Annotated in this window: 16 protein-coding genes, 1 riboswitch and 1 other annotated feature; of the genes, 15 read left to right on the top strand and 1 reads right to left on the bottom strand. The window is 41.9% G+C overall.

Annotated elements, in window-relative coordinates:
- The first annotated feature begins 256 nt into the window (after nucleotides 1-256).
- Nucleotides 257-428, top strand: a riboswitch (M-box (ykoK) riboswitch).
- 187 nt (nucleotides 429-615) lie between these two features.
- From mgtA to IGI82_RS10615, 7 genes are all read left to right on the top strand, one after another.
- Nucleotides 616-3207, top strand: coding sequence for a magnesium-translocating P-type ATPase (gene mgtA / locus IGI82_RS10645; RefSeq protein ID WP_010749598.1), 2592 nt, complete (start codon nucleotides 616-618; stop codon nucleotides 3205-3207).
- Between the two features lie 434 nt (nucleotides 3208-3641).
- Complete coding sequence (gene pdhA / locus IGI82_RS10640) at nucleotides 3642-4751, top strand: pyruvate dehydrogenase (acetyl-transferring) E1 component subunit alpha (RefSeq protein ID WP_005231936.1); 1110 nt, start codon at nucleotides 3642-3644, stop codon at nucleotides 4749-4751.
- A 2-nt stretch (nucleotides 4752-4753) separates the two neighbouring features.
- Entirely contained in the window at nucleotides 4754-5731 is a 978-nt protein-coding gene (locus tag IGI82_RS10635) for an alpha-ketoacid dehydrogenase subunit beta (RefSeq protein WP_005230047.1), read from the top strand.
- Nucleotides 5732-5756: 25 nt separating this feature from the next.
- A complete protein-coding gene (locus IGI82_RS10630) occupies nucleotides 5757-7403 on the top strand; it encodes a dihydrolipoyllysine-residue acetyltransferase (RefSeq protein WP_005230050.1) in 1647 nt (548 codons plus the stop codon).
- Nucleotides 7404-7410: 7 nt separating this feature from the next.
- Nucleotides 7411-8817, top strand: a complete 1407-nt coding sequence (lpdA, locus tag IGI82_RS10625) for a dihydrolipoyl dehydrogenase (protein ID WP_005230052.1) — start codon at nucleotides 7411-7413, stop codon at nucleotides 8815-8817.
- Between the two features lie 110 nt (nucleotides 8818-8927).
- Nucleotides 8928-9181 (top strand) — a binding site (T-box leader).
- 50 nt (nucleotides 9182-9231) lie between these two features.
- Nucleotides 9232-10503 (top strand): O-acetylhomoserine aminocarboxypropyltransferase/cysteine synthase family protein, encoded by a 1272-nt coding sequence (locus tag IGI82_RS10620; RefSeq protein ID WP_016613342.1) that lies wholly within the window; start codon nucleotides 9232-9234, stop codon nucleotides 10501-10503.
- A gap of 162 nt (nucleotides 10504-10665) precedes the next feature.
- A complete protein-coding gene (locus IGI82_RS10615) occupies nucleotides 10666-11865 on the top strand; it encodes an MFS transporter (protein ID WP_016613343.1) in 1200 nt (399 codons plus the stop codon).
- 72 nt (nucleotides 11866-11937) lie between these two features.
- Here IGI82_RS10615 and IGI82_RS10610 read toward each other — a convergent pair whose 3' ends face one another.
- Nucleotides 11938-12462, bottom strand: a complete 525-nt coding sequence (locus IGI82_RS10610; RefSeq protein WP_005230058.1) for a type 1 glutamine amidotransferase domain-containing protein — start codon at nucleotides 12460-12462, stop codon at nucleotides 11938-11940.
- Nucleotides 12463-12650: 188 nt separating this feature from the next.
- Here IGI82_RS10610 and IGI82_RS10605 point away from each other — a divergent pair, with 188 nt between their 5' ends.
- From IGI82_RS10605 to IGI82_RS10570, 8 genes are all read left to right on the top strand, one after another.
- Nucleotides 12651-13556 carry a hypothetical protein gene (locus IGI82_RS10605; RefSeq protein WP_016613344.1) on the top strand — a complete coding sequence of 302 codons (906 nt, stop codon included), beginning with the start codon at nucleotides 12651-12653 and terminating at the stop codon, nucleotides 13554-13556.
- Nucleotides 13557-13764: 208 nt separating this feature from the next.
- Nucleotides 13765-14037: a UPF0223 family protein gene (locus IGI82_RS10600; protein WP_008381425.1), complete on the top strand. Its 273-nt coding sequence runs from the start codon at nucleotides 13765-13767 to the stop codon at nucleotides 14035-14037.
- A gap of 8 nt (nucleotides 14038-14045) precedes the next feature.
- Entirely contained in the window at nucleotides 14046-14813 is a 768-nt protein-coding gene (locus IGI82_RS10595) for an inositol monophosphatase family protein (protein ID WP_016611043.1), read from the top strand.
- 129 nt (nucleotides 14814-14942) lie between these two features.
- Complete coding sequence (typA, locus tag IGI82_RS10590) at nucleotides 14943-16772, top strand: translational GTPase TypA (RefSeq protein WP_005236363.1); 1830 nt, start codon at nucleotides 14943-14945, stop codon at nucleotides 16770-16772.
- A gap of 244 nt (nucleotides 16773-17016) precedes the next feature.
- Nucleotides 17017-18384, top strand: coding sequence for a 23S rRNA (uracil(1939)-C(5))-methyltransferase RlmD (rlmD, locus tag IGI82_RS10585; RefSeq protein WP_034872224.1), 1368 nt, complete (start codon nucleotides 17017-17019; stop codon nucleotides 18382-18384).
- A gap of 424 nt (nucleotides 18385-18808) precedes the next feature.
- A complete protein-coding gene (locus IGI82_RS10580) occupies nucleotides 18809-20470 on the top strand; it encodes a phosphoenolpyruvate carboxykinase (ATP) (protein ID WP_438842196.1) in 1662 nt (553 codons plus the stop codon).
- Between the two features lie 73 nt (nucleotides 20471-20543).
- Nucleotides 20544-20972, top strand: a complete 429-nt coding sequence (locus tag IGI82_RS10575) for a VOC family protein (RefSeq protein ID WP_010749608.1) — start codon at nucleotides 20544-20546, stop codon at nucleotides 20970-20972.
- A gap of 336 nt (nucleotides 20973-21308) precedes the next feature.
- Nucleotides 21309-22139: a prenyltransferase gene (locus tag IGI82_RS10570; RefSeq protein ID WP_413135522.1), complete on the top strand. Its 831-nt coding sequence runs from the start codon at nucleotides 21309-21311 to the stop codon at nucleotides 22137-22139.
- Nucleotides 22140-22226 lie beyond the last annotated feature (87 nt).

The following is a 22226-nucleotide window of genomic DNA, read 5'->3' as shown; positions in this document are numbered from 1 at the left end:
ACGAAGAAGCTTGATTAAGTGTGAGTTTCGCTTTGAAAGGATTTCTGTTCATCTGCTCGTATATAAAGGTTTATCAAGTATAAAATCACATCAGTTCTTTAACGTTGTTATTTTATTGTAAGACCTTTCATTTGAAAACCTATGGAAAACTTTGAAAAAAGGGTACTTTTTTCCTTAGATGCTGTTGACATTGGTTAGGATAGCAGTTATTATGTGGGTAGTTGGAAGAAAGACTTCCGACGAACTGACATTTTATACAAATAATTGTTAGGTGAGGCTCCTATATGGACACAAGCTGCTGCCGCAAAAGCATCGAGAGATGCTTAGTTGGTAGGACAGGTCTAATCGTGAAGGTTAAACCCAAAGCAGCTGATAGCAAATTTGCTATCTACGCCCTATAGTGCTAAAGCTCTACAATGATCATGAGTTTTTTACGCATGCTTATTGGGAGCGTGCGTTTTTTTGTGTCTTTTGCGCGCGTTCCACAGTGACTTACCTAATAAAAAGAAAGGAAGATTCACATGGAATACCCCAGTCCCCAGATGAAACAGCGGAGTAGTTATCGAATCGCTAGGGGTGGCGTAAGCAACTCCTAAGTGCTAGGAGGAAAAAAAGATGTTAAAAAAACTATCGAAAGATCAAGAACTAAAATTACTTGCAAAATTGACCGAAAGAGAATTGTTGATGGAGATGCGGACCTCCTTTCAAGGGTTATCGGAAGAAGATGCTGCAGAGCGTTTAGCAGAGTATGGTCCAAACAAAGTCGACGCACAAAAACCAACACCCGCTTGGTTGATGATCTTAGGCGCTTTTAAAGATCCCTTTGTGTTAGTTTTAGCCCTATTAATGATTATTTCTTTTGTAACAGGCGATATTGAAGCAGTGATCGTGATGGGAATCATGATTTTAGCCAGTGTCATGATTACTTTCGTCCAAGAATACCGTTCCCAAAAAGCAAGCTTAGCGTTAAAAGAACTTATTGAAAATACTTGTTCCGTAACCAGAGATGGAATCACGAGAGAAATTCCAATGGATGAAGTCGTTCCTGGAGACATCGTCACCTTAGCAACTGGCGACATGATCCCTGCGGATGCGATCTTGATTTGGACCAAAGATTTATTTATCAATCAATCTTCATTAACAGGCGAATCAATGCCCGTTGAAAAATTTGTCGATGCTGGGATCAAAGAAAGCGATGAACAAATTTCTGCACTAGATATGCAAGATCTTGTTTTCATGGGTACCGATGTCTTAAGTGGTCAAGGAAAAGCCATTATTTTGAAAACCGGTCAAAGTACATTCTTTGGCGATATTGCTAAAAATGCGACCACGAAACGCGGCAAAACAACCTTTGAAGATGGCTTAACGAAAGTCAGCAAACTTTTGTTGCGAATGGTCATGGTTCTTTTCCCAATCGTTTTATTGATCAATGGATTAACCAAGGGTGATTGGGGCGAAGCGTTGTTCTTCGCGATTGCAGTAGCAGTTGGTTTGACGCCAGAAATGCTACCAATGATCGTTACCAGTAACTTAGCCAAAGGGGCGATCTCTTTGTCAAAAGAAAAAGTGATCGTCAAAGAATTGCCTTCGATTCAAAACTTAGGTGCAATGGATGTCCTATGTACCGATAAAACGGGTACGATCACCGAAGATCGTGTCGTGCTGGTACAACATTTAAACCCGTTTGGCGTAGAAGATAAACAAGTTCTTGATATGACCTATTTAAATTCTTACTATCAAACAGGGTGGAAAAACCTGATGGATATCGCAGTCCTAAACTACTATGAAGAAGAAGGTTTGGCAGCGCCATTTAACGATGTGACAAAAATCGATGAGATTCCTTTTGACTTTTCACGTCGCCGCTTGACGGTTGTTGTCAATGCGGATGGTCATCAACTGATGGTCACAAAAGGTGCAGCTGAAGAAATGGAACAAGTCTGCAAATACGTAGAAGTTGATGGCAAAGTGATGGAATTGACTCCTCAATTGAGAGAGCAATTACGTCAAGTGAACCTGCGCTTGAATAAACAAGGGATGCGTGTGTTGACAGTTGCCGTAAAACGCGATGCTCACGCAGATGCCGTTTATTCTGTAGCAGACGAACAAGACATGATCATGATTGGCTTTATGGGCTTCTTAGATCCAGCAAAAGAAACAGCCAAAACAGCGATTGCTTCTTTACACGGTCATGGCATCAATGTCAAAGTGTTGACTGGAGATAATGCGATCGTTGCGCAAAAAGTTTGCCGAGATGTTGGTATCGATGCAGATGAATACTTGTTGGGAACCGACATTGATCATCTGTCAGATGAAGAGTTAGCAGCGAAAGCTGCAAAAACCAATCTGTTTGCAAAATTAAACCCAATGCAAAAATCACGAATCATTGAAACCATTCAAGCAGCAGGCCATACAGTCGGCTTTATGGGAGATGGCATCAACGATGCGCCTGCTTTACGCACGGCAGATGTTGGCATCTCGGTTGATACAGCAGCAGATATCACCAAAGATGCCAGCTCGATCATTTTATTAGAAAAAAGTTTAAATGTCCTTGATAAAGGGGTCATCGAAGGGCGCAAAGTATTTACCAATATGATGAAGTACATCAAAATGACGTTGAGTTCGAACTTCGGGAATGTGTTCTCGATCTTAGTTGCTAGTGCCTTTTTACCTTTCTTACCAATGTTGTCCATTCAATTGTTGGTTCAAAACTTGGTGTACGATATGGCACAATTGACGATTCCATGGGATAACGTAGATAAAGCAGAGTTAGAAAAACCAGTCAAATGGCAAGTAGGCGGACTACTGAAGTTTACCGTCGGCATTGGACCGGTCAGCAGCATCTTTGATATTTTGACCTTCTTTGTGATGTGGCATGTCTTTAGTGCAAATACGATCCAAGAGCAAGCCTTGTTCCAAGCAGGATGGTTTATGATCGGCTTAACGACACAAACCTTAGTCGTTCACATGATCCGAACAAGAAAATTACCATTTATCAATAGTATTGCTTCACCGGCAGTCTTGATCTCCAGCGTCCTAGCAATTGCAGTTGGCTTCTTAGTTATCTTGACGCCATTGCACACCGTCTTCGATTTTGCGGCGTTGCCATCAAGCTACTGGCCATGGTTTATTGGTATCAATTTCGCTTATTTAGTAACAGTTGAATTTGCCAAACGCATTTACATTCATGTAACGAAAGAATGGATTTAAAAAAACAGGTCGGCGTTCTTCCTATGGAGGGGAGAATTGCCGATCTGTTTCTTTTTATCCAATCTCTGTATTATTTTTTTCTCATCTTAAGAAAATTCTTTTTGATTCAAGTCGAATCCTTCACAAGTAATAAAAGGAGGTTAATGGTGAATCTGTTTAGCCAAATGATGATTGCTGTACTATTCTTAAATAAAAAAAAGAATCTGAAAAGAAAAAATTGAAGAAAGCGATTGCTTTAATGTGATTAATTTCACTAATGTTTTCTTAAGAGTTGCTACAGTGGGAATTGTTTTATTAAAAAAAATACCCTTTTCACTTGTCATTTTCGAAGTTAAATGATAATTTATAAGAGTAAATGAAATTTCGATAGTACAGATTTAAACCCTGTTACATACGAAAGTGAATTTTTATATCAGAGAGGAAAGTGTGTCAAGATGGCAAAAAAACAAAAAGCACTTGATTTCCAAGCGATTTTGGAGCAAGTCAATGCAGATTTTCCAACTTACCAAGCTTTGGACAAAGACGGGAAAATTGTAAATCAAGAGTTAGTACCAGATTTAAGTGACGACGAATTAGTTGAATTGATGACTCGTATGGTATGGTCTCGTGTATTAGACCAACGCTCAACTGCGTTAAACCGTCAAGGTCGTCTAGGTTTCTTCGCGCCAACTGCTGGACAAGAAGCAAGCCAATTAGCAAGTCAATTTGCTTTTGAAAAAGAAGACGTTCTATTACCAGGTTACCGTGATGTACCACAGTTGATCCAACACGGTCTGCCATTGAAAGAAGCGTTCTTATGGTCACGTGGTCACGTTGCTGGGAACCTTTACCCAGAAGATTTAAAAGCATTGCCACCACAAATCATCATCGGTGCACAATACGTCCAAGCAGCCGGCGTTGCTTTAGGATTGAAAAAACGCAATAAGAAAAATGTTGTATTCACTTATACAGGTGATGGCGGTTCTTCACAAGGGGACTTCTATGAAGCAATCAACTTTGCAGGGGCATACCATGCAAACGCTGTATTCTACATCCAAAACAATGGTTTTGCGATCTCTACACCTCGTGAAGTACAAAGTGCGGCACCAACATTGGCACAAAAAGCAGCAGCAGCTGGGATCCCTGGTATCCAAGTTGACGGTATGGATCCATTGGCAGTGTACTATGTTTCTAAAGCAGCTCGTGAATGGGCAGCAAACGGCAACGGTCCTGTATTGATCGAAACCTTGACTTACCGTTACGGTCCACATACATTGTCTGGTGATGATCCAACCCGTTACCGTTCAAAAGACATGGACAGCGAATGGCAACAAAAAGATCCATTGGTACGTTTCCGTACTTACCTAACTGAAAAAGGACTTTGGTCTGAAGAAAAAGAAGAACAAGTCATTGAACAAACAAAAGAAGAAATCAAAGCAGCGATCGCTGAAGCGGACCGCGTGCCAAAACAAAAAGTTTCAGATTTCTTGAAAAACATGTTTGAAGTTCAACCACAAAACATTAAAGAACAAATTGCAACTTACGAAGCGAAGGAGTCGAAATAGTCATGGCACAAAAAACAATGATTCAAGCAATTACAGATGCCTTAGCTGTTGAAATGGAAAATGACAAAGAGATTTTAGTCTTTGGTGAAGATGTCGGTAAAAACGGCGGGGTTTTCCGTGCAACAGAAGGTTTACAAGAAAAATTCGGCGAAGATCGTGTCTTCGATACCCCTCTTGCTGAATCTGGTATCGGCGGCTTGGCTTTCGGTTTAGCATTAGAAGGTTTCCGTCCAGTTCCAGAAATCCAATTCTTTGGTTTCGTATTTGAAACCTTTGACGAAATCGTTGGTCAAATGGCGCGTACTCGTTACCGTATGGGTGGTACACGTAATTTACCAATCACTATTCGTTCACCATTTGGTGGCGGTGTGCACACACCAGAATTGCACTCAGATAACTTGGAAGGATTGATCGCTCAATCACCTGGTATCCGTGTCGTTATTCCATCAAACCCATATGATGCAAAAGGATTATTGATTGCTTCTATCCGCAGCAATGACCCAGTTGTTTTCTTAGAGCACATGAAACTTTACCGTTCATTCCGTGAAGAAGTGCCGGAAGAAGCATACGAAGTTCCTTTAGACAAAGCAGCAGTAACTCGTGAAGGTTCTGATGTTTCCATCATCACTTATGGTGCGATGGTTCGTGAAGCAATCAAAGCTGCTGACAACTTAGCGAAAGAAAACATCAACGCTGAAATCATCGACTTGCGTACAGTTGCTCCTCTTGATGTTGAAACGATCATCAAATCAGTTGAAAAAACTGGTCGTGTGGTTGTCGTTCAAGAAGCACAAAAACAAGCAGGTGTTGGCGCTCAAGTCGTTTCTGAAATTTCTGAACGTGCGGTTCTATCACTAGAAGCTCCAATCGGACGCGTGTCTGCACCAGATACGATCTTCCCATTCGGTCAAGCTGAAAACATTTGGTTGCCAAATGCAAAAGACATCGAAGACAAAGTGAAAGAAATCGTGAACTTTTAATAGTTGAAGAAGGGAAGAATAGAAAATGGCATTTCAATTTAAATTACCGGATATCGGTGAAGGAATTGCAGAAGGCGAAATCGTAAAATGGTTCGTCAAAGCAGGGGATACCATCAATGAAGATGATACCTTACTAGAAGTTCAAAATGATAAATCAGTGGAAGAAATTCCATCTCCAGTAACAGGAACAGTGAAAAACATCGTTGTCCCTGAAGGTACAGTCGCAAACGTTGGGGATGTCCTTGTTGAGATCGATGCACCAGGACATGAAGACAACGAAGGCGATGAAGGTGTAGCAGCAGAGTCTCAAACACCAGCAAAACCAGCGGCAGAACCTACAACGGAAACGGCTGAAGCATCAGCTGGTTCTTCTGAAGGCGCAGGCGTTTTCCAATTCAAATTACCAGATATCGGTGAAGGAATTGCAGAAGGTGAAATCGTAAAATGGTTCGTTAAAGCAGGAGATACCATCAATGAAGATGATACGTTGCTTGAAGTTCAAAACGACAAATCAGTGGAAGAAATTCCATCTCCAGTAACAGGAACAGTGAAAAACATCGTTGTTGCTGAAGGAACAGTCGCAAATGTTGGGGATGTTTTAGTTGAAATCGACGCACCTGGTCACAACAGTGCGCCTGCTTCATCAAGCACATCTGCAGAAGCACCAAAAGAAAAAGTGGAAACTTCTGGTTCAGCAAGTGTTGTTGAAGCAGCAGATCCTAACAAACGCGTCTTGGCTATGCCTTCTGTACGTCAATTTGCTCGTGAAAAAGATGTTGATATTTCTCAAGTATCAGCAACAGGTAAAGGCGGCCGTGTAACAAAAGAAGACATCGAAAACTTCCTATCAGGTGGCGGACAAGCTGCAAAAGCTGAAACTCAAGCTCCTGCGAAAGAAGAAACAAAAGCTGCAGCAACTGAAAGCAAACCAGCAGCTCCAGCAAAAGCCTTCAAATCAAACTTAGGTGATTTAGAAGAACGTGTGGCCTTAACACCTACACGTAAAGCAATCGCTAAAGCGATGGTAAACAGCAAACAAACAGCACCTCATGTAACCTTGCATGATGAAGTTGAAGTAACAAACCTATGGGATAACCGTAAGAAATTCAAAGAAGTTGCTGCTGCAAACGGCACAAAACTTACTTTCTTACCATATGTTGTGAAAGCATTGACTGCAACAGTGAAAAAATTCCCTATCTTGAATGCGTCGATCGATGATGCAAAACAAGAGATCGTATACAAAAACTATTACAACATCGGTATCGCAACAGATACTGACCATGGTTTGTATGTACCAAACGTAAAAGATGCAGATCGTAAAGGCATGTTTGCTATCGCTGATGAAATCAACGAAAAAGCAAAACTTGCTCATGACGGCAAATTAGCTGCAGATGATATGCGTAACGGTACCATCACGATCAGTAACATCGGTTCAGTTGGTGGCGGCTGGTTCACACCAGTAATCAACTACCCTGAAGTAGCTATTTTGGGTGTAGGTACGATCGCGCAACAACCAATCGTAAACGCTGAAGGCGAAATCGTTGTCGGACGTGTGATGAAACTTTCATTAAGCTTCGACCACCGTATCGTTGATGGCGCAACAGCGCAACAAGCAATGAATAATATCAAACGTCTATTAGCTGATCCAGAGCTATTAATGATGGAAGGATGATTAACAAATGGTAGTTGGAGATTTTGCTGTTGAATTAGATACAGTTGTAATCGGTGCGGGACCTGGCGGCTATGTAGCTGCCATCCGCGCTGCTGAAATGGGACAAAAAGTAGCAATCATTGAAAGAGAATACATCGGCGGCGTTTGTTTAAACGTTGGTTGTATCCCTTCAAAAGCTTTGATCGCTGCAGGTCATCATTACCAAGAATCTTTGGATTCAACAATGTTTGGTGTAACAAGTGAAAATGTTTCCCTTGATTTTACCAAAACACAAGAATGGAAAGACAACAAAGTCGTTAAAACGTTAACTTCTGGTGTTGGTTTCCTATTGAAAAAACATAAAGTTGAAACAATTGAAGGAGAAGCTTTCTTCGTTGATGATCACACATTGCGTGTCATCCACCCAGATTCAGCACAAACTTACTCTTTCAATAATGCAATCATCGCAACAGGTTCTCGTCCAATTGAAATCCCTGGTTTCAAATTCGGCGGACGTGTCCTTGATTCAACTGGCGGATTGGCATTAAAAGAAGTTCCTAAAAAATTCGTTGTTATCGGTGGCGGTGTCATCGGTTCTGAACTAGGTGCAGCGTATGCAAACCTAGGTGCAGAAGTAACGATCCTTGAAGGTTCTCCTCAAATCTTGCCAACCTATGAAAAAGACATGGTCAAATTGGTTGAAGAAGACTTTGCGAAAAAAGGTGTAACAGTCGTTACCAACGCAATGGCGAAAGAAGCAATTGACAATGGCGATAGCGTAACTGTGAAATATGCCGTAGATGGTAAAGAAGAATCAGTTACTGCTGATTACGTGATGGTTACTGTTGGCCGTCGTCCAAATACTGATGACATGGGCTTGGAACAAGCAGGTGTTGAAGTAGGCGAACGCGGATTGATCACGGTTGACAAACAAGGCCGTACCAACGTATCAAACATCTACGCAATTGGTGATATCGTTCCTGGTGCTGCATTAGCACATAAAGCCAGCTACGAAGCAAAAATCGCTGCTGAAGCAATCTCTGGCAAAAAAGTTGCTGTTGATTACAAAGCGATGCCTGCAGTTGCCTTTACTGACCCAGAATTGGCTTCTGTCGGAATGACCATCAAAGATGCCAAGGATGCTGGAATTGAAGCAAAAGCATTCAAATTCCCATTCTCAGGTAACGGTCGTGCGTTATCTCTAGGAAAAACCGAAGGATTCATTCGCTTAGTAACAACGGTTGAAGACAATGTGATCATCGGTGCGCAAATTGCTGGTTTAGGAGCAAGCGATATGGTTTCAGAACTTGCTCTTGCTATTGAATCTGGCATGAACGCAGAAGATATCGCGTTAACCATCCATCCACATCCATCTCTAGGTGAGATCACAATGGATGCTGCTGAGTTAGCTCTAGGTTTACCAATCCACATTTAAGCTTTTTGAAACTCGTTCATCATTTGGTGAACGAGTTTTTTTATCACCAAAAATAAAGCGATCCTAAGCTATTGACAGAATCTTCTGTAAATGATACGATGCTCTTAATATTTCAACCGTTGATGAGGAAAGTACATTGATTTGGCAAGCTTAGAGAGTCTTCGTAGGGTGCAAGAAGAACTTGTAGAATCAATCGAAAATGGCCTCAGAGGTGATCTTCTGAACTTGTACGAAAGATAAGGAGATCCGGGTGCGCCCGCTATCGCGTCAGAGTATAACGACGTTTATTTGTCGCGTACTTGCTGAGAAGCATGCTGGAAAGTCTGCTTGAATAAAGGTGGTAACACGTAAACACGTCCTTTGATATCTCGATATCAGAGGGCTTTTTTATTTGTATTATTAAGGAGGAATAGTATGACAGAAAGATTTGAGACGATTCAATTACACGGAGGACAAACACCAGATCCTACCACAGGGAGTCGCGCCGTACCCATTTATCAAACCACATCGTATGTGTTTGAGGACGCAGATCAAGCGGCAGCGAGATTTAGTCTTAGTGAGAATGGCAATATCTATACCCGTATTACCAATCCGACAACGGCTGTTCTAGAAGAACGATTAGCCCTCTTAGAAGGCGGTGTCGGTGCGTTAGCAACGGCTTCTGGCTCAGCAGCGATCACCTATGCGATTTTAAATCTTGCACAAGCAGGAGATCATATCGTTTCTGCTGCTTCAATTTATGGGGGGACCTATAATTTATTCGCTCATACGTTGCCAGATTTTGGCATCACTACAAGCTTTGTTGATAGTGAAGATCTGGCAGCACTAAAAGCAGCCATCCAAGAAAATACTAAAGCAGTTTTTCTAGAGTCTTTAGGTAATCCAGATATTGATATTGCCGACTTTAAAAAGATTGCAGCGATCGCTCATGAAGCAGGGATTCCCCTCATCATTGACAATACCTTTGCGACTCCCTATCTGTTTCGAGGATTTGAGCATGGGGCGGACATCGTCGTTTATTCCACGACAAAATACCTCGGTGGTCACGGTGCTGCTTTGGGAGGGGCCATTATCGACAGCGGCAACTTTGATTGGACAAATGGCAAATTTCCCAAGCTGGTCGATCCCGATCATAGCTACCATGGAATCTCATGGGTAGAAGCCGCTGGTAACGCTGCCTATATCACTCGGGCACGAACGATTCTTTTACGGGATACAGGCGCTGCGATTTCTCCCTTCAATTCATGGGTGTTGCTGTTAGGCATCGAGACGCTTTCGTTGCGGATGGAACGTCATGTAGAAAATGCGCAACAAGTTGCTGAATTTTTAGCCAAGCACTCGGAAGTCTCTTGGGTTCATTTCCCAACACTGCCGGACAGCCCCTATTTTGAACGGGCGCAGGAGTATTTCCCCAAAGGGACCAGTTCCGTCTTTTCCTTTGGATTAAAGGGTGGAGCAGAAGCAAGCAAAACCTTTTGTGGCGCAACCAAGCTCTTCTCTTTGCTGGCAAATGTCGGGGATGCAAAGTCCTTGATCATCCATCCAGCTTCGACGACCCATTCCCAGCTTAGCGTAGAAGAACTTGCAGCAGCCAAAATTCGTCCAGAGACGATTCGCCTATCCATTGGATTGGAAAACATCAACGATCTATTGGAAGATCTCACGCAAGCCTTCCAACAGCTCTAAATAGTTGAAGCAGTAGGAAAAGCGCAGGATACTATGCTGCGCTTTTTTGTTGTCGGTTAGTGTTTCAAATAAAACTGCGGTTTCTGTTGTTAGAAGGATAGTAAATCCATCGGTTCTATGCTATATTTAGTTGCTAAGGAATATGGATAAGGTGGGGGATGTATGCGTAATCATGCAAGTGACAAGAGGATTCGGTTTTACTACACAAGTTTGCAATTTCTTTATTGGATGATGTTTTGCTCAATCTATGGCTTTGCGACCCTTTTTTTGATTTATTTCAAGGTCGATCCAGCAAAAATTGGCGGTATTTTAGCCTTAGTCAATATTGCGTCTACGATTTTGCAGCCCTTCATCAGTCAAATCATTATCAAAAAAAGTAAAGTACCGCTGATCGTTGTCTTGAAAACGATGACAATCGGCGTGGTCGCGGTGCTCTTAGCAGGTGTGATTTTCCCTGCATTATCAATACTGACCTATGTCTTAGGAGGGATTTTGCTCGTTTCCATGCAGTCCTTTCTCAACGCCTTGGCGTTTGAATACACGAATAGCGGCAACAAAATCAATTTTGGCTTTTCGCGTGCGGGTGGGTCACTAGGATTTGCGGGGACCTCCTTTTTACTGGGGCAGCTCTTGGAGGAGTTTTCGGCAGCCCTTTTGCCAATGATCGCTATCGGGCAGGCTGTTTTGTTTCTCATTATTTTGCTTTTGCTGCCAGCGATCAAGAAGCCAGAAATGCCCGTGATGCTTACAGAACAAAGTCATTCAGGTGCCTTTTTGAAGAAATATCCTTTTCTACTCTTTCTCTTTGTCGGGTTTAGCTTTCTTTTCAGCTTCCACACGATGATCAACAGCTTTTTGGCACAAATTTTTGCCGATATTGGCGGTGGCAGTAAGGAAGTTGGCATCGCCCTGATGGTTGCGGCGTTATGCGAATTGCCAGGCATGATTTTCTTTGAACAGTTAGTGAGGATACGGTCTAGCCGTTTTTGGCTGTTGTTTTCCAGTGTTGCCTTTGCCATTCGTGGGGTGCTGATGCTGTTGATCAGCTCCATTGTCTTGATGGAATTGAGCCATTTGATGCAAGGGGCTAGTTTTGCTTTGTTTATTCCAGCTTCGGCTTATTTGTTCAACCATAGTTTGGCAGATGAAGATCGGGTTTTTGGACAAACGATTATTATCATTGCTACCACGATCGGTGGCGTGATTGGCAATCTTTTGGGCGGGATGCTGATCCAAAGCTTTGGTGTTTGGGAAATGCTTTTGATTGGGACTGGGTTTGCCGTTCTAGGTGCTGCATTGACCTTTATCGGTGTGAAAAAAATCCCTAAAAGTAACAAGAAACTAGCGATCCTAAGCGAATGATCGCTAGGTAGAAAAAAGAGTTGCGGCCGTATTTGCTTCGGTCGCAACTCTTTTGAATCTGATCAACGGGTACTATTTCTTTTCTAATACAGCGATAAATTCCCGCATATAGTCTGGTAGATCTGGAGGACGGCGGCTGGAAACGATATGTCCATCCGTAACCACAGGTGTATCCACCCATGTGGCTCCAGCATTTGTCATATCATCTTTGATGCCTGGTGTACTGGTGACCGTCTTGCCTTGCAGGATATTCGCAGAAATCAAGACCCAGCCTGCATGACAGATTTGACCAATGACTTTTTCGTCTTTGTCCATCGTTTGCACGAAAGAGATGACCTCTGGGAAACGCCGTAATTTATCAGGCGCCCAACCACCTGGAACTAAGATGGCATCGTAGTCATCGGCATGAATATCAGAAAAAGCATAGGCTGATTCTGCGGGTACTCCGTATTTGCCAATATACGTTTTATGCGCTTCTTCACCGACTAAATCGACTTGCGCGCCTTCTTCCCGTAACCGATGGACCGGGTACCACAGTTCTAAATCTTCGAAATCATTGTCGACTAAGGCAATGATTTTTTTGTTTTCTAAACGCAAGAGAATTCCTCCTTTTTCTTGTTATTCTTACTGTAACATCATGCAAAGAGAAACACCAAAAGTATGCTTCTTAAAAAATGCCAAGAAGCTATTTTGAGAATGGTCATTCAGAGAAATGGTAGTGATGTAAGCGTTGTAATCATTAGGAAAGTAAGAGATAATGAAAGAAAGCCAAAGGAGGCGAAGATGTGGAAGCATTCGAAAATGCTCGAAAATTTATTTACAAAAACGCGCGCCCTTTAGACCTTGCTCGTTGGCAGTATCATTTTGAAAATGGATCTCGCGAGGCTGTATTACAGGCGTTACAATTCTACCAAAATGAAGATGGTGGGTATGGGCATGGTTTGGAACCTGATCATTGGAATCCCAACAGTACACCGATTGCAGTGTGGGAGGCATGTCGAATTTTAAGAGAGCTTGAATGCCTTCATTCGACAAATCCACAAGTCCAAGGGATTTTAAGGTATTTAGCTAGTGGAAAAGAGTTTTCTGAAGGGAAATGGTTCAACCAAGTGCCGTCAACGGTATCCTATCCGCATGCGATTTGGTGGGAGAGTCCTGTAGGCGTGCCAGCAGACAACCCAACGGTAAGTCTAGCTGGTATGATCTTAAAAACAGGGGAAACTACCCTCTATCAAAAAGCACAAGAAATCGTTGAAACAGCAGTTGCAAGTTTCCTTAAGGAACCAACCAGTGAAATGCACACATTAGTCGTCTATCTAGAATTATTACAAGACTGTGAAGAAATCCAGTATCAGCCTGTTTTAGCAAATGACCGCTTTCGCGAGATCTTATTCCAGCAAATTCGCCATACTGTCTCAAACGAGCCAGAAGAGTGGTTCACGTCTTATGTCAGTAAACCTTCAAATTTTTTCTTTACAAGAGAGCAGCTGCTTGGGATCTTTAGTGAAGAATTATGTAAAAAAGAAGCCCAAGAAATTTTAAAATACCAACAAGAAGATGGATCATTTGTCATTCCATGGCAATGGGGAACGGATTACCCAGAGTTTTTCATAAGTAAACAGTGGTGGAAATCAATTACTATCATTAAAAATTTTTTGTTTTTGCAGGCTTTTCTAGACGAACCTTTTTGAAATCGGTCATTTTCTAATAAGCAATCTCGTTGAAAGAACAAAGGAATTTCCTTCTTAATTTGAGATTCATGGGTTTCAGCTTCTAAAAATCTCAATAGTTTGTATACAAGAGGTACATTCATTGCTAGGATGTACCTTTTTTGCAGCGGAGGCTCTGACCTATTTTTAATTTTGTGGTACACTGAATAAGATGAATAGGAGTGGTAATATGCGGGATTATCAATATCCTCTTGACTTAGATTGGTCGACAGATGAAATGGTCGTCGTCATGAAGATGTGGGAACGATTAGAACAAGCCTATGAAAAAGGCCTTCCTAGTAGTACGTTTCTTGAGGCGTATCAAGCCTTTAAGAAAGTCGTTCCTAGCATTGGCGAGGAACGCCGTTTAGGCAGAGAATTTGAAGAACTATCAGGCTATTCGCTGTACCATGCTGTGCAGGCAGCGAAAAAGACTGAGGGAAAACTAAAAATGAAAGGGTAGATCAACGAATGCATGAAATCGTTAATGAAGTTCGCCAGTGGATGATCGCTGCAGGTGAAACGATCAAAGACAATTTAAATAAAGAAGACTTAGTGGTCGAGACAAAATCAGGACGGAAAGACTTAGTGACAGAATTGGATAAAGCCACGCAAGATTTTCTGATTGGTAAGATCCAATCCTATGATCCGGATGCCAAAATTTTAGGTGAAGAAAACGGACTGGACACACTTGCCGACATGAGTGGGCGGGTCTTCATCATTGATCCGATCGATGGAACGATGAATTTCGTGTTAGAAAAAGAAAACTTTTGTATCATGATCGCGATTTACGAAGAGGGCAAAGGGCGCTTTGGCTTTGTCTATAATGTTATGAAAGATGAATTCTTATGGGGTGGTCCAGAGATTGGTGTCTATAACAATGGCGAGAAGATCGAACCGCCGAAAGATATTGCCTTATCCGAAGGTCTCGTTGGCTTGAATTCACCCATGTTGATCCATAACCGCCACCACGAAACCGAGGTCAGTGACAAAGCATTAGGCATTCGTATGACTGGCTGTGCTGGGGTAGAGCTGATTGCCCTCGCTAAAGGACAAAGAGCAGGCTATCTTTCTCATCTTGCGCCATGGGATTATGCGCCAGGGGGCGTTTTGTTAGAAACCCTTGGATTAAAGATGGCAAACATCAAAGGAGAGCCGCTATCCTTGAATGGACGGGAATTGTTCGTAGGCGGTACACCGAAAGCTTTTGAAGAATTATTGGCGATCGTCAATCAATAAGAAAAAACCAGATATTTTATTAATATCTGGTTTTTTCTGTAAAAATGAAAACTTTGCACTATATTTCAGAAAGAAATTCTGGTATAATGGCTTGTCGAGTGCAATGTCACCAAAAAAGGAGTTTATAAATTGAATATTAGAAATGATATCCGCAACGTCGCTATTATTGCCCACGTTGACCACGGAAAAACTACATTAGTTGATGAATTATTGAAACAATCCCAAACGTTAGATAGCCATACCCAATTACAAGAACGGGCGATGGATTCAAATGCGATCGAAAAAGAACGTGGCATCACGATCTTAGCGAAAAATACAGCGGTTGAATACAACGGTACAAAAATCAATATCATGGATACCCCAGGACACGCGGACTTCGGTGGTGAAGTAGAGCGGATCATGAAAATGGTCGATGGTGTTGTTTTGGTTGTTGATGCTTATGAAGGAACGATGCCTCAAACACGTTTCGTATTGAAAAAAGCGTTGGAACAACACTTAGTGCCAATCGTAGTTGTCAACAAAATCGACAAACCATCTGCTCGTCCTGAGCATGTCGTCGATGAAGTCTTAGAACTATTTATCGAATTAGGTGCCGACGATGACCAATTGGACTTCCCAGTGATCTACGCTTCTGCGATCAACGGGACTTCAAGTGAATCAGATGATCCTGCTGATCAACAAAAAACGATGGCACCATTGTTTGATACGATCATCGAACATATTCCAGCGCCAATCGACAACAGCGACGAACCATTGCAATTCCAAGTATCATTGCTTGATTACAATGACTACGTTGGACGTATCGGTATTGGCCGTGTCTTCCGCGGATCAATCAAAGTCGGCGACCAAGTTGCATTGATGAAATTAAACGGAGAAGTTAAAAAATTCCGTGTGACGAAACTTTTCGGTTTCTTCGGTTTGAAACGTTTAGAAATCCAAGAAGCCAAAGCCGGTGATTTGATTGCCGTTTCTGGGATGGAAGATATCTTCGTTGGTGAAACTGTTACACCAATCGATCATCAAGATTCATTACCTGTTTTACACATTGATGAACCAACGTTACAAATGACCTTTATCGTGAACAATTCACCATTTGCGGGTCGCGAAGGAAAATTCGTAACCGCTCGTAAAATTGAAGAACGCTTAATGGCGCAATTGCAAACAGACGTTTCATTGCGTGTGGATCCAATCGGACCTGATTCATGGATCGTTTCTGGACGTGGCGAACTTCATTTGTCAATTTTGATCGAAAATATGCGTCGTGAAGGATTTGAATTGCAAGTTTCTCGTCCAGAAGTTATCGAACGCGAAATCGATGGCGTGAAATGCGAACCATTTGAACGGGTGCAAATCGATACCCCAGAAGAATACATGGGATCAGTAATCGAATCATTGGGAATGCGTAAAGCAGAAATGCAAGATATGATCAATACAGGGAATGGACAAGTACGGATCATTTTCTTGGCACCAGCTCGTGGCTTGATCGGTTACACGACAGAATTCCTATCAATGACTCGCGGCTACGGCATCATGCACCACACCTTCGATCAATATTTGCCAATGATCCAAGGACAAATTGGTGGCCGTCATCAAGGCGCACTTGTATCGATCGATACAGGAAAAGCAACGACTTACTCGATCATGAGTATTGAAGAACGTGGAACGGTCTTCGTTGAACCAGGTACCGAAGTGTACGAAGGAATGATCATTGGTGAAAACTCTCGTGACAAAGACTTAACGGTCAATATCACGAAAGCAAAACAAATGACCAACGTCCGTTCTGCAAACAAAGACCAAACCTCAGTTATCAAGAAACCTCGTATTCTTTCTTTGGAAGAATCACTGGAATTCTTGAATGATGATGAATACTGTGAAGTAACACCAGAAAGCATTCGTTTAAGAAAACAAATCTTGAACAAGAGCGAACGGGAAAAATCACAGAAAAAGAAAAATAACTGATAACTAAAACAGTGATCAAAAGTTTTAAACACTTCTGATCTGTTCGATTTTCCGAAGGATGGAAAAGGGATTGCTCCTGTGTTGCAGCGGCTCTTCGCCGCAGGACCCAGAAAAAGCAATCAGCCGATTTCCCTCCTTCGGTTCTTTTTTGCTCGAAGTCAAGTTGAACCGTTAGAATAAGCACCGCTTGCAATTTCGGCCATTCCTTTTTAAAATGAAGAAAGCAAGCACAAAGGAGAAATCTATGAAAAATTATCCTGTTAAAAAGAATCAGGAACTTGAAGTTGATATTTTGGATCTTTCCCATGAAGGAAATGGGATCGCCAAAGTCGATGGGTACTTATTATTTATTGAAAACACCCTGCCAAATGAACGAGCCTTAGTCAAAGTATTGAAAGTCGGCAACAAATTTGGTTTTGCCAAAGTGATGAAACTGTTGCAAGCAAGTCCTGATCGACAAGAATTACCGAATGAAGCATTGTTGCGCACCGGGATCGCCCCATTGAGTCATTTGAGCTATGACAAACAATTAGCCTTCAAACAGCAGCAAGTAGAGAATGTTTTGGCTAAAATCGCCAAACTGCCTGAAATCAAGGTCAATGCACCAATCGGAATGGAAAAACCATTTGGTTACCGCAACAAAGCGCAAATCCCTGTGCAAAAGATTCATGGAAAATTAACGACTGGATTTTACCGCAAAAACAGCCATACTCTGGTACCGATCGAAGACTTTTATATTCAAGATCCAAACATCGATCAAGCAATCATCAAAGTCAGAGATATTTTGCAGCGCTTCAATGTCAAAGCTTACAATGAAGAAGCCCATGAAGGGTTCTTACGCCACATTGTCGTTCGTCGTGGGCATCACTCAGGTGAAATGATGGTCGTATTAGTGACACGTAAACCGAAATTCTTCAAGGGAGAAGAGATCGCGGAAGTGATCCACGAAGAGATTCCAGAAGTTGTTTCTGTCATTCAAAACATCAATGAAGAAAAAACCAATGTGATCATGGGCGAGTTCGAGCGTGTCTTGTATGGCAAGTCATCGATCGATGATCAATTATTAGGCAAAACCTTCCAAATCTCAGCGAAATCTTTCTACCAAGTCAACACAGCGCAAACAGAAGTCTTGTACCAAACCGCCTTCGAGATGGCACAACTGTCTGAAAATGATATCGTTGTGGATGCCTATGCAGGAATCGGAACGATCGGGATCAGTTTGGCTGATCGCGTGAAAGAAGTGTTAGGGATGGAAGTCATTCCTGAAGCAGTGAACGATGCCAAAGCCAATGCCAAAAGAAATGGTGTCGAAAACGTGCATTACTTTATCGGTAAAGCCGAAAAAATCATGCCGCAATGGCTACGTGAAGGCATTCAACCGACGGTCGTCTTCGTTGATCCACCTCGCAAAGGTTTAGATGCCAGCTTTATTGAAACGACCGCTGCAGTTAAACCAGAGCGCATCGTTTACATTTCCTGCAATCCAGCAACCTTGGCTCGTGACCTCGCGTTGTTTGAAGAAGAAGGGTATGTGACAAAAGAAGTCCAACCTGTTGATTTGTTCCCACAAACGACCCATGTGGAGTGTGTCGTGTTGTTAGAACGTCGTTAAGAAAAACGAGTTCTTTTCAGTGATTTTGACCGTGAGTTCTTTTTATGGTAATTGTCATAAAGTCTTACGATAACAAAGTTACTAGAGAAGGCGAATCAATTGAGAAATAAGCAACTATAACCCATCTGTCTATCTAATTACGTCGATTGTGACGTTTGGAATGGATGAAATATAAAACCAGAAACTGGAACAGAAAGACATTCTTTTTTGTTCCAGTTTTTTTTGTTCTTTCTCACTATTGATGAGCGGGGACAAAATCAATGCAAAAAGCAGGGGAGCTACAAATATGCAGACAGCCAAATCCTTTAACAAAATGGTTTGTCGGCAATTTATAGTTAATGTGTATAAAAATATGGCGTGTGGTGATTAGAAAGTATTATAATAAACGTAGTGAATAGAAAATTTTTGTTAGGAGGGATTGCACATGGCAACGATTCGTGCATTTTCACACAAAGAGATTACACCGCAAAATACGCATTTGTCTAGTTTTAAAGTGTTGATAGAGTCAGCTTTTTATGGGAACAATGTCACTTGGATTGATGATCTAGCCACTGCCTATCACTTAGCAAAAGAATCTTCTGGCGCTATTCTTACGGATATGCCGGTAACACACACCAAGGAGTTAGGACTACCAGAGGATGCAAAAGTCATCGTGTTTAATGACGGAAAAGTGGTTGGACGGACAGCGGCAGCTCGACGCATCATCGGGCATCCTGGAATCCAGCGAGAATTATATGAAGACATTTTGCGAGATGCCTTATACCAAGGAACCCTCAAGCAATTTTATGGTGGTGAAGTTGTTGTAGGATTAGATGAAGCGTTTATGGTCAAAGCTCACCTGTTGATACCAGAGCACTATGAAACCAACTTTTACTCTTATTTGTTGAATTTTCAATTGATGACGAAATCATGGGAGGAAAGGTACCAACGTTCCAAAGAATATCCAGAGACGGACATTTTTTTGTACGCTGATCCAGATTGGTCTCATCCTGATTTTCCTTATGGGCTGTCTCTTTTTGATCCTGAACACAATGTTGCGGCAGTCTTGGGCTTAAACTATTTTGGTGAATTGAAAAAAGCGACATTAACTTTGGCTTGGGCTACCGCGCATCGCCATGGCTTTGTGGCGTGTCATGGGGGAATGAAGCAATATCAGTTACCGAATCGAACATTTACGATGGCTGCTTTTGGTCTTTCAGGATCAGGAAAATCGACCATCACATTGGCAGAACATGGTGGCAAATATGAGATCAAGGTTCTGCACGACGATGCATTTGTGATTAATCAAACAAATGGTGCCTCCACTGCTCTGGAGCCTTCTTATTTTGATAAAACGCAAGACTATCCACTAACCAACCCAAATGTCCGCTACTTTATCACCTGTCAAAATGTAGGGGTTACTTTAGACGAGAAAGGAAAAAAGGTCCTCGTGACCCAAGATATTCGTAATGGGAATGGTCGAACCGTCAAATCACGGTATGTCACACCTAATCGGGTGGACCATTTAGATTCACCGATCGATGCCGTATTTTGGATCATGAAAGATGACACGCTGCCTCCGGTAGTAAAAATTGACGATCCGATTTTAGCCGCTATTTTTGGTTTGACCTTAGCTACGAAGCGCACGACAGCTGAACATATTGTCGAGACCACGGATATAGATAAACTGGTCATCGAACCTTATGCCAATCCATTTAGAGTCTATCCTTTAGGGGAAGATTTTGCCCATTTCATGCACTTGTTTAAAGAAAACCAAACGGCTTGTTACATTCTAAATACAGGCTTTTACAAAGGCAAGAAAGTCACGCCTGAAGTCACACTAACATCGATTGAAAAAATTGTGGAAGGCGAGGCTGAATTTAAAAATTTCGGTGGGATCACCGAAATGAGTTTCCTGCCAGTAACAGGCTTTAAAGTCGATTTTCAAGATGCCTCCTATGTTACTCATTTAAGAGAGCGGATGCAAGGACGGCTGGACTTTATTTTGGCTCAAGAGACAGAAAATGATGGCTATAATAAGTTGCCTAAAGAAGTAGCAACGGCAATGGAAAAGGTGATTTCTACATTAAGTGAGCTTCCTAGCTAATTTAGTTGAATCAAACTTCCGCAAGCGGCTTTTTTCCTGAAACACTTATTTTGTTAGCCAGAAAGGAGCGAATATGAACATTCAGTTTCACCATATCCAAATCACAGTCAATGATGTAAAAAAAGCAGAAGGCTTTTATGATCAATTATTTGCACTATTAGGTTTTGACCTCCAGAAGAAATATTCTGGGTATTTAGAACATGCCGATATGGAAGTAGTAGAATATATAGGCGATTCATTTGATTTCGGCATTTGTTCCCCACGAAAAGAATGGAAGAACGAGAAAATCGATTCAAGAAAACCTGGCTCTGTTCAGCACATAGCATTTAAGGCGGAAAGCCGCGAAGTCGTAGATGCGATCTTTCCCAAAATAAAAGCTTTAGGGGTAAAGATCCTTCACGATCGACCAATGGAGTACAAAGAGCGCATCGCCCCTAATTACTATGCCTTATTCTTTGAAAGCCCAGAAGGCATTCGTTTTGAACTATTTCATTATGCCTGATTCCTTAAACTAAAAGAGCGTGGCATGAACTTGTTGCGTGAGCGTGTTCCTATTCAGGTGATCTTTCATTGTGGGGTTCGTATAACCATGCGATTTCAGAGACAAACTTTTTTCGAACCTGTCATCAGGAAAACTAGAACACTCTTTTTTTAAAGTACGTCCGTTTGGAAAAAAACTATTTGATTCCTAAAATTCATTTGGACAATTCAAAAACAAAAATCTAACACATGTGTTAAAAACGTTTGAATTTTTATCATTCTAGAAGCGAGTGCACCGTGGGTCAATGAGGATTATTGGGTTGATTGCACGACACTTAAGAGATGGAGGAAGATCAATATGGATCAGAGGGTTCAGCAAGACATAGAAGCAATCATTTCCCATCAATATGATCATGGCGCCGATTTATGGTCGACGCCAGACCATAAATTACTAAAAGGAGCACCCTTTACGACCTTAGAAAGTCCTCTTTATTTACTTGAACTTGGCATGTCACGTGAGGAGAACTTATTAAAAGAGACAGCCGCATTAATCTTTCAAGGATGGAGAGAAGACGGCAGATTTAAAATTTCTCCGTCAGGGGGGATCTATCCATGTCATACGGCGTTGGCTTTGCGAACGCTGTGTGCTCTTGGTTACACAAGGGACCAGCGGCTGCAACAGACCTTTCACTATTTTCTTGCTACTCAGGAAGCAGATGGCGGCTGGAAGTGCAATAAGTATAGTTTTGGTCGCGGCCCTGAGACCCACTTTTCCACGCCAATGACGACGTTAACGGTCCTTGATGCTTTTCGCTATACTCATGATCGTGAACAAATGGAAACGCTTAAGCAAGCAAGCGAATTTTTGCTTGCTCATTGGGAGATCCGTCAGCCAATCAGTCCCTGTCATTATGGGATGGGTACATTATTTATGCAGACAGAATATCCCTTTAGAGGATACAATCTTTTTTATTATCTGTATGTCTTGTCTTTTTATCCTTCTGCCAGAAAAGACGCGCGATTTTTGGAGGCTTTGCAGCAGTTTGAATCGAAAGTTCAAAATGGCAATGTCATCGTAGAACGGGTCGTACCCAAACTGGGGAAACTGAATTTTTGTCAAAAAGGACAAATCAGTCCCTTTGCCACTCAGCGTTACCAAGAAATTCTTGCTCGATTGGCAGAGGATTGAGGAAAAAAACAGCCCTTTGAAAGGTTCCCCCCATCTAGACGATTCTTTTTCTTTTCTGGTACACTGTCTGTAAAGAAGCAAGTGATT

It is taken from the genome of Enterococcus sp. AZ067 (assembly GCF_051715005.1).
GTDB classification, from domain to species: domain Bacteria; phylum Bacillota; class Bacilli; order Lactobacillales; family Enterococcaceae; genus Enterococcus_D; species Enterococcus_D casseliflavus.
Note: the sequence above shows the minus strand (reverse complement) of the source record. Positions and strands in the feature narration are given on the sequence as shown.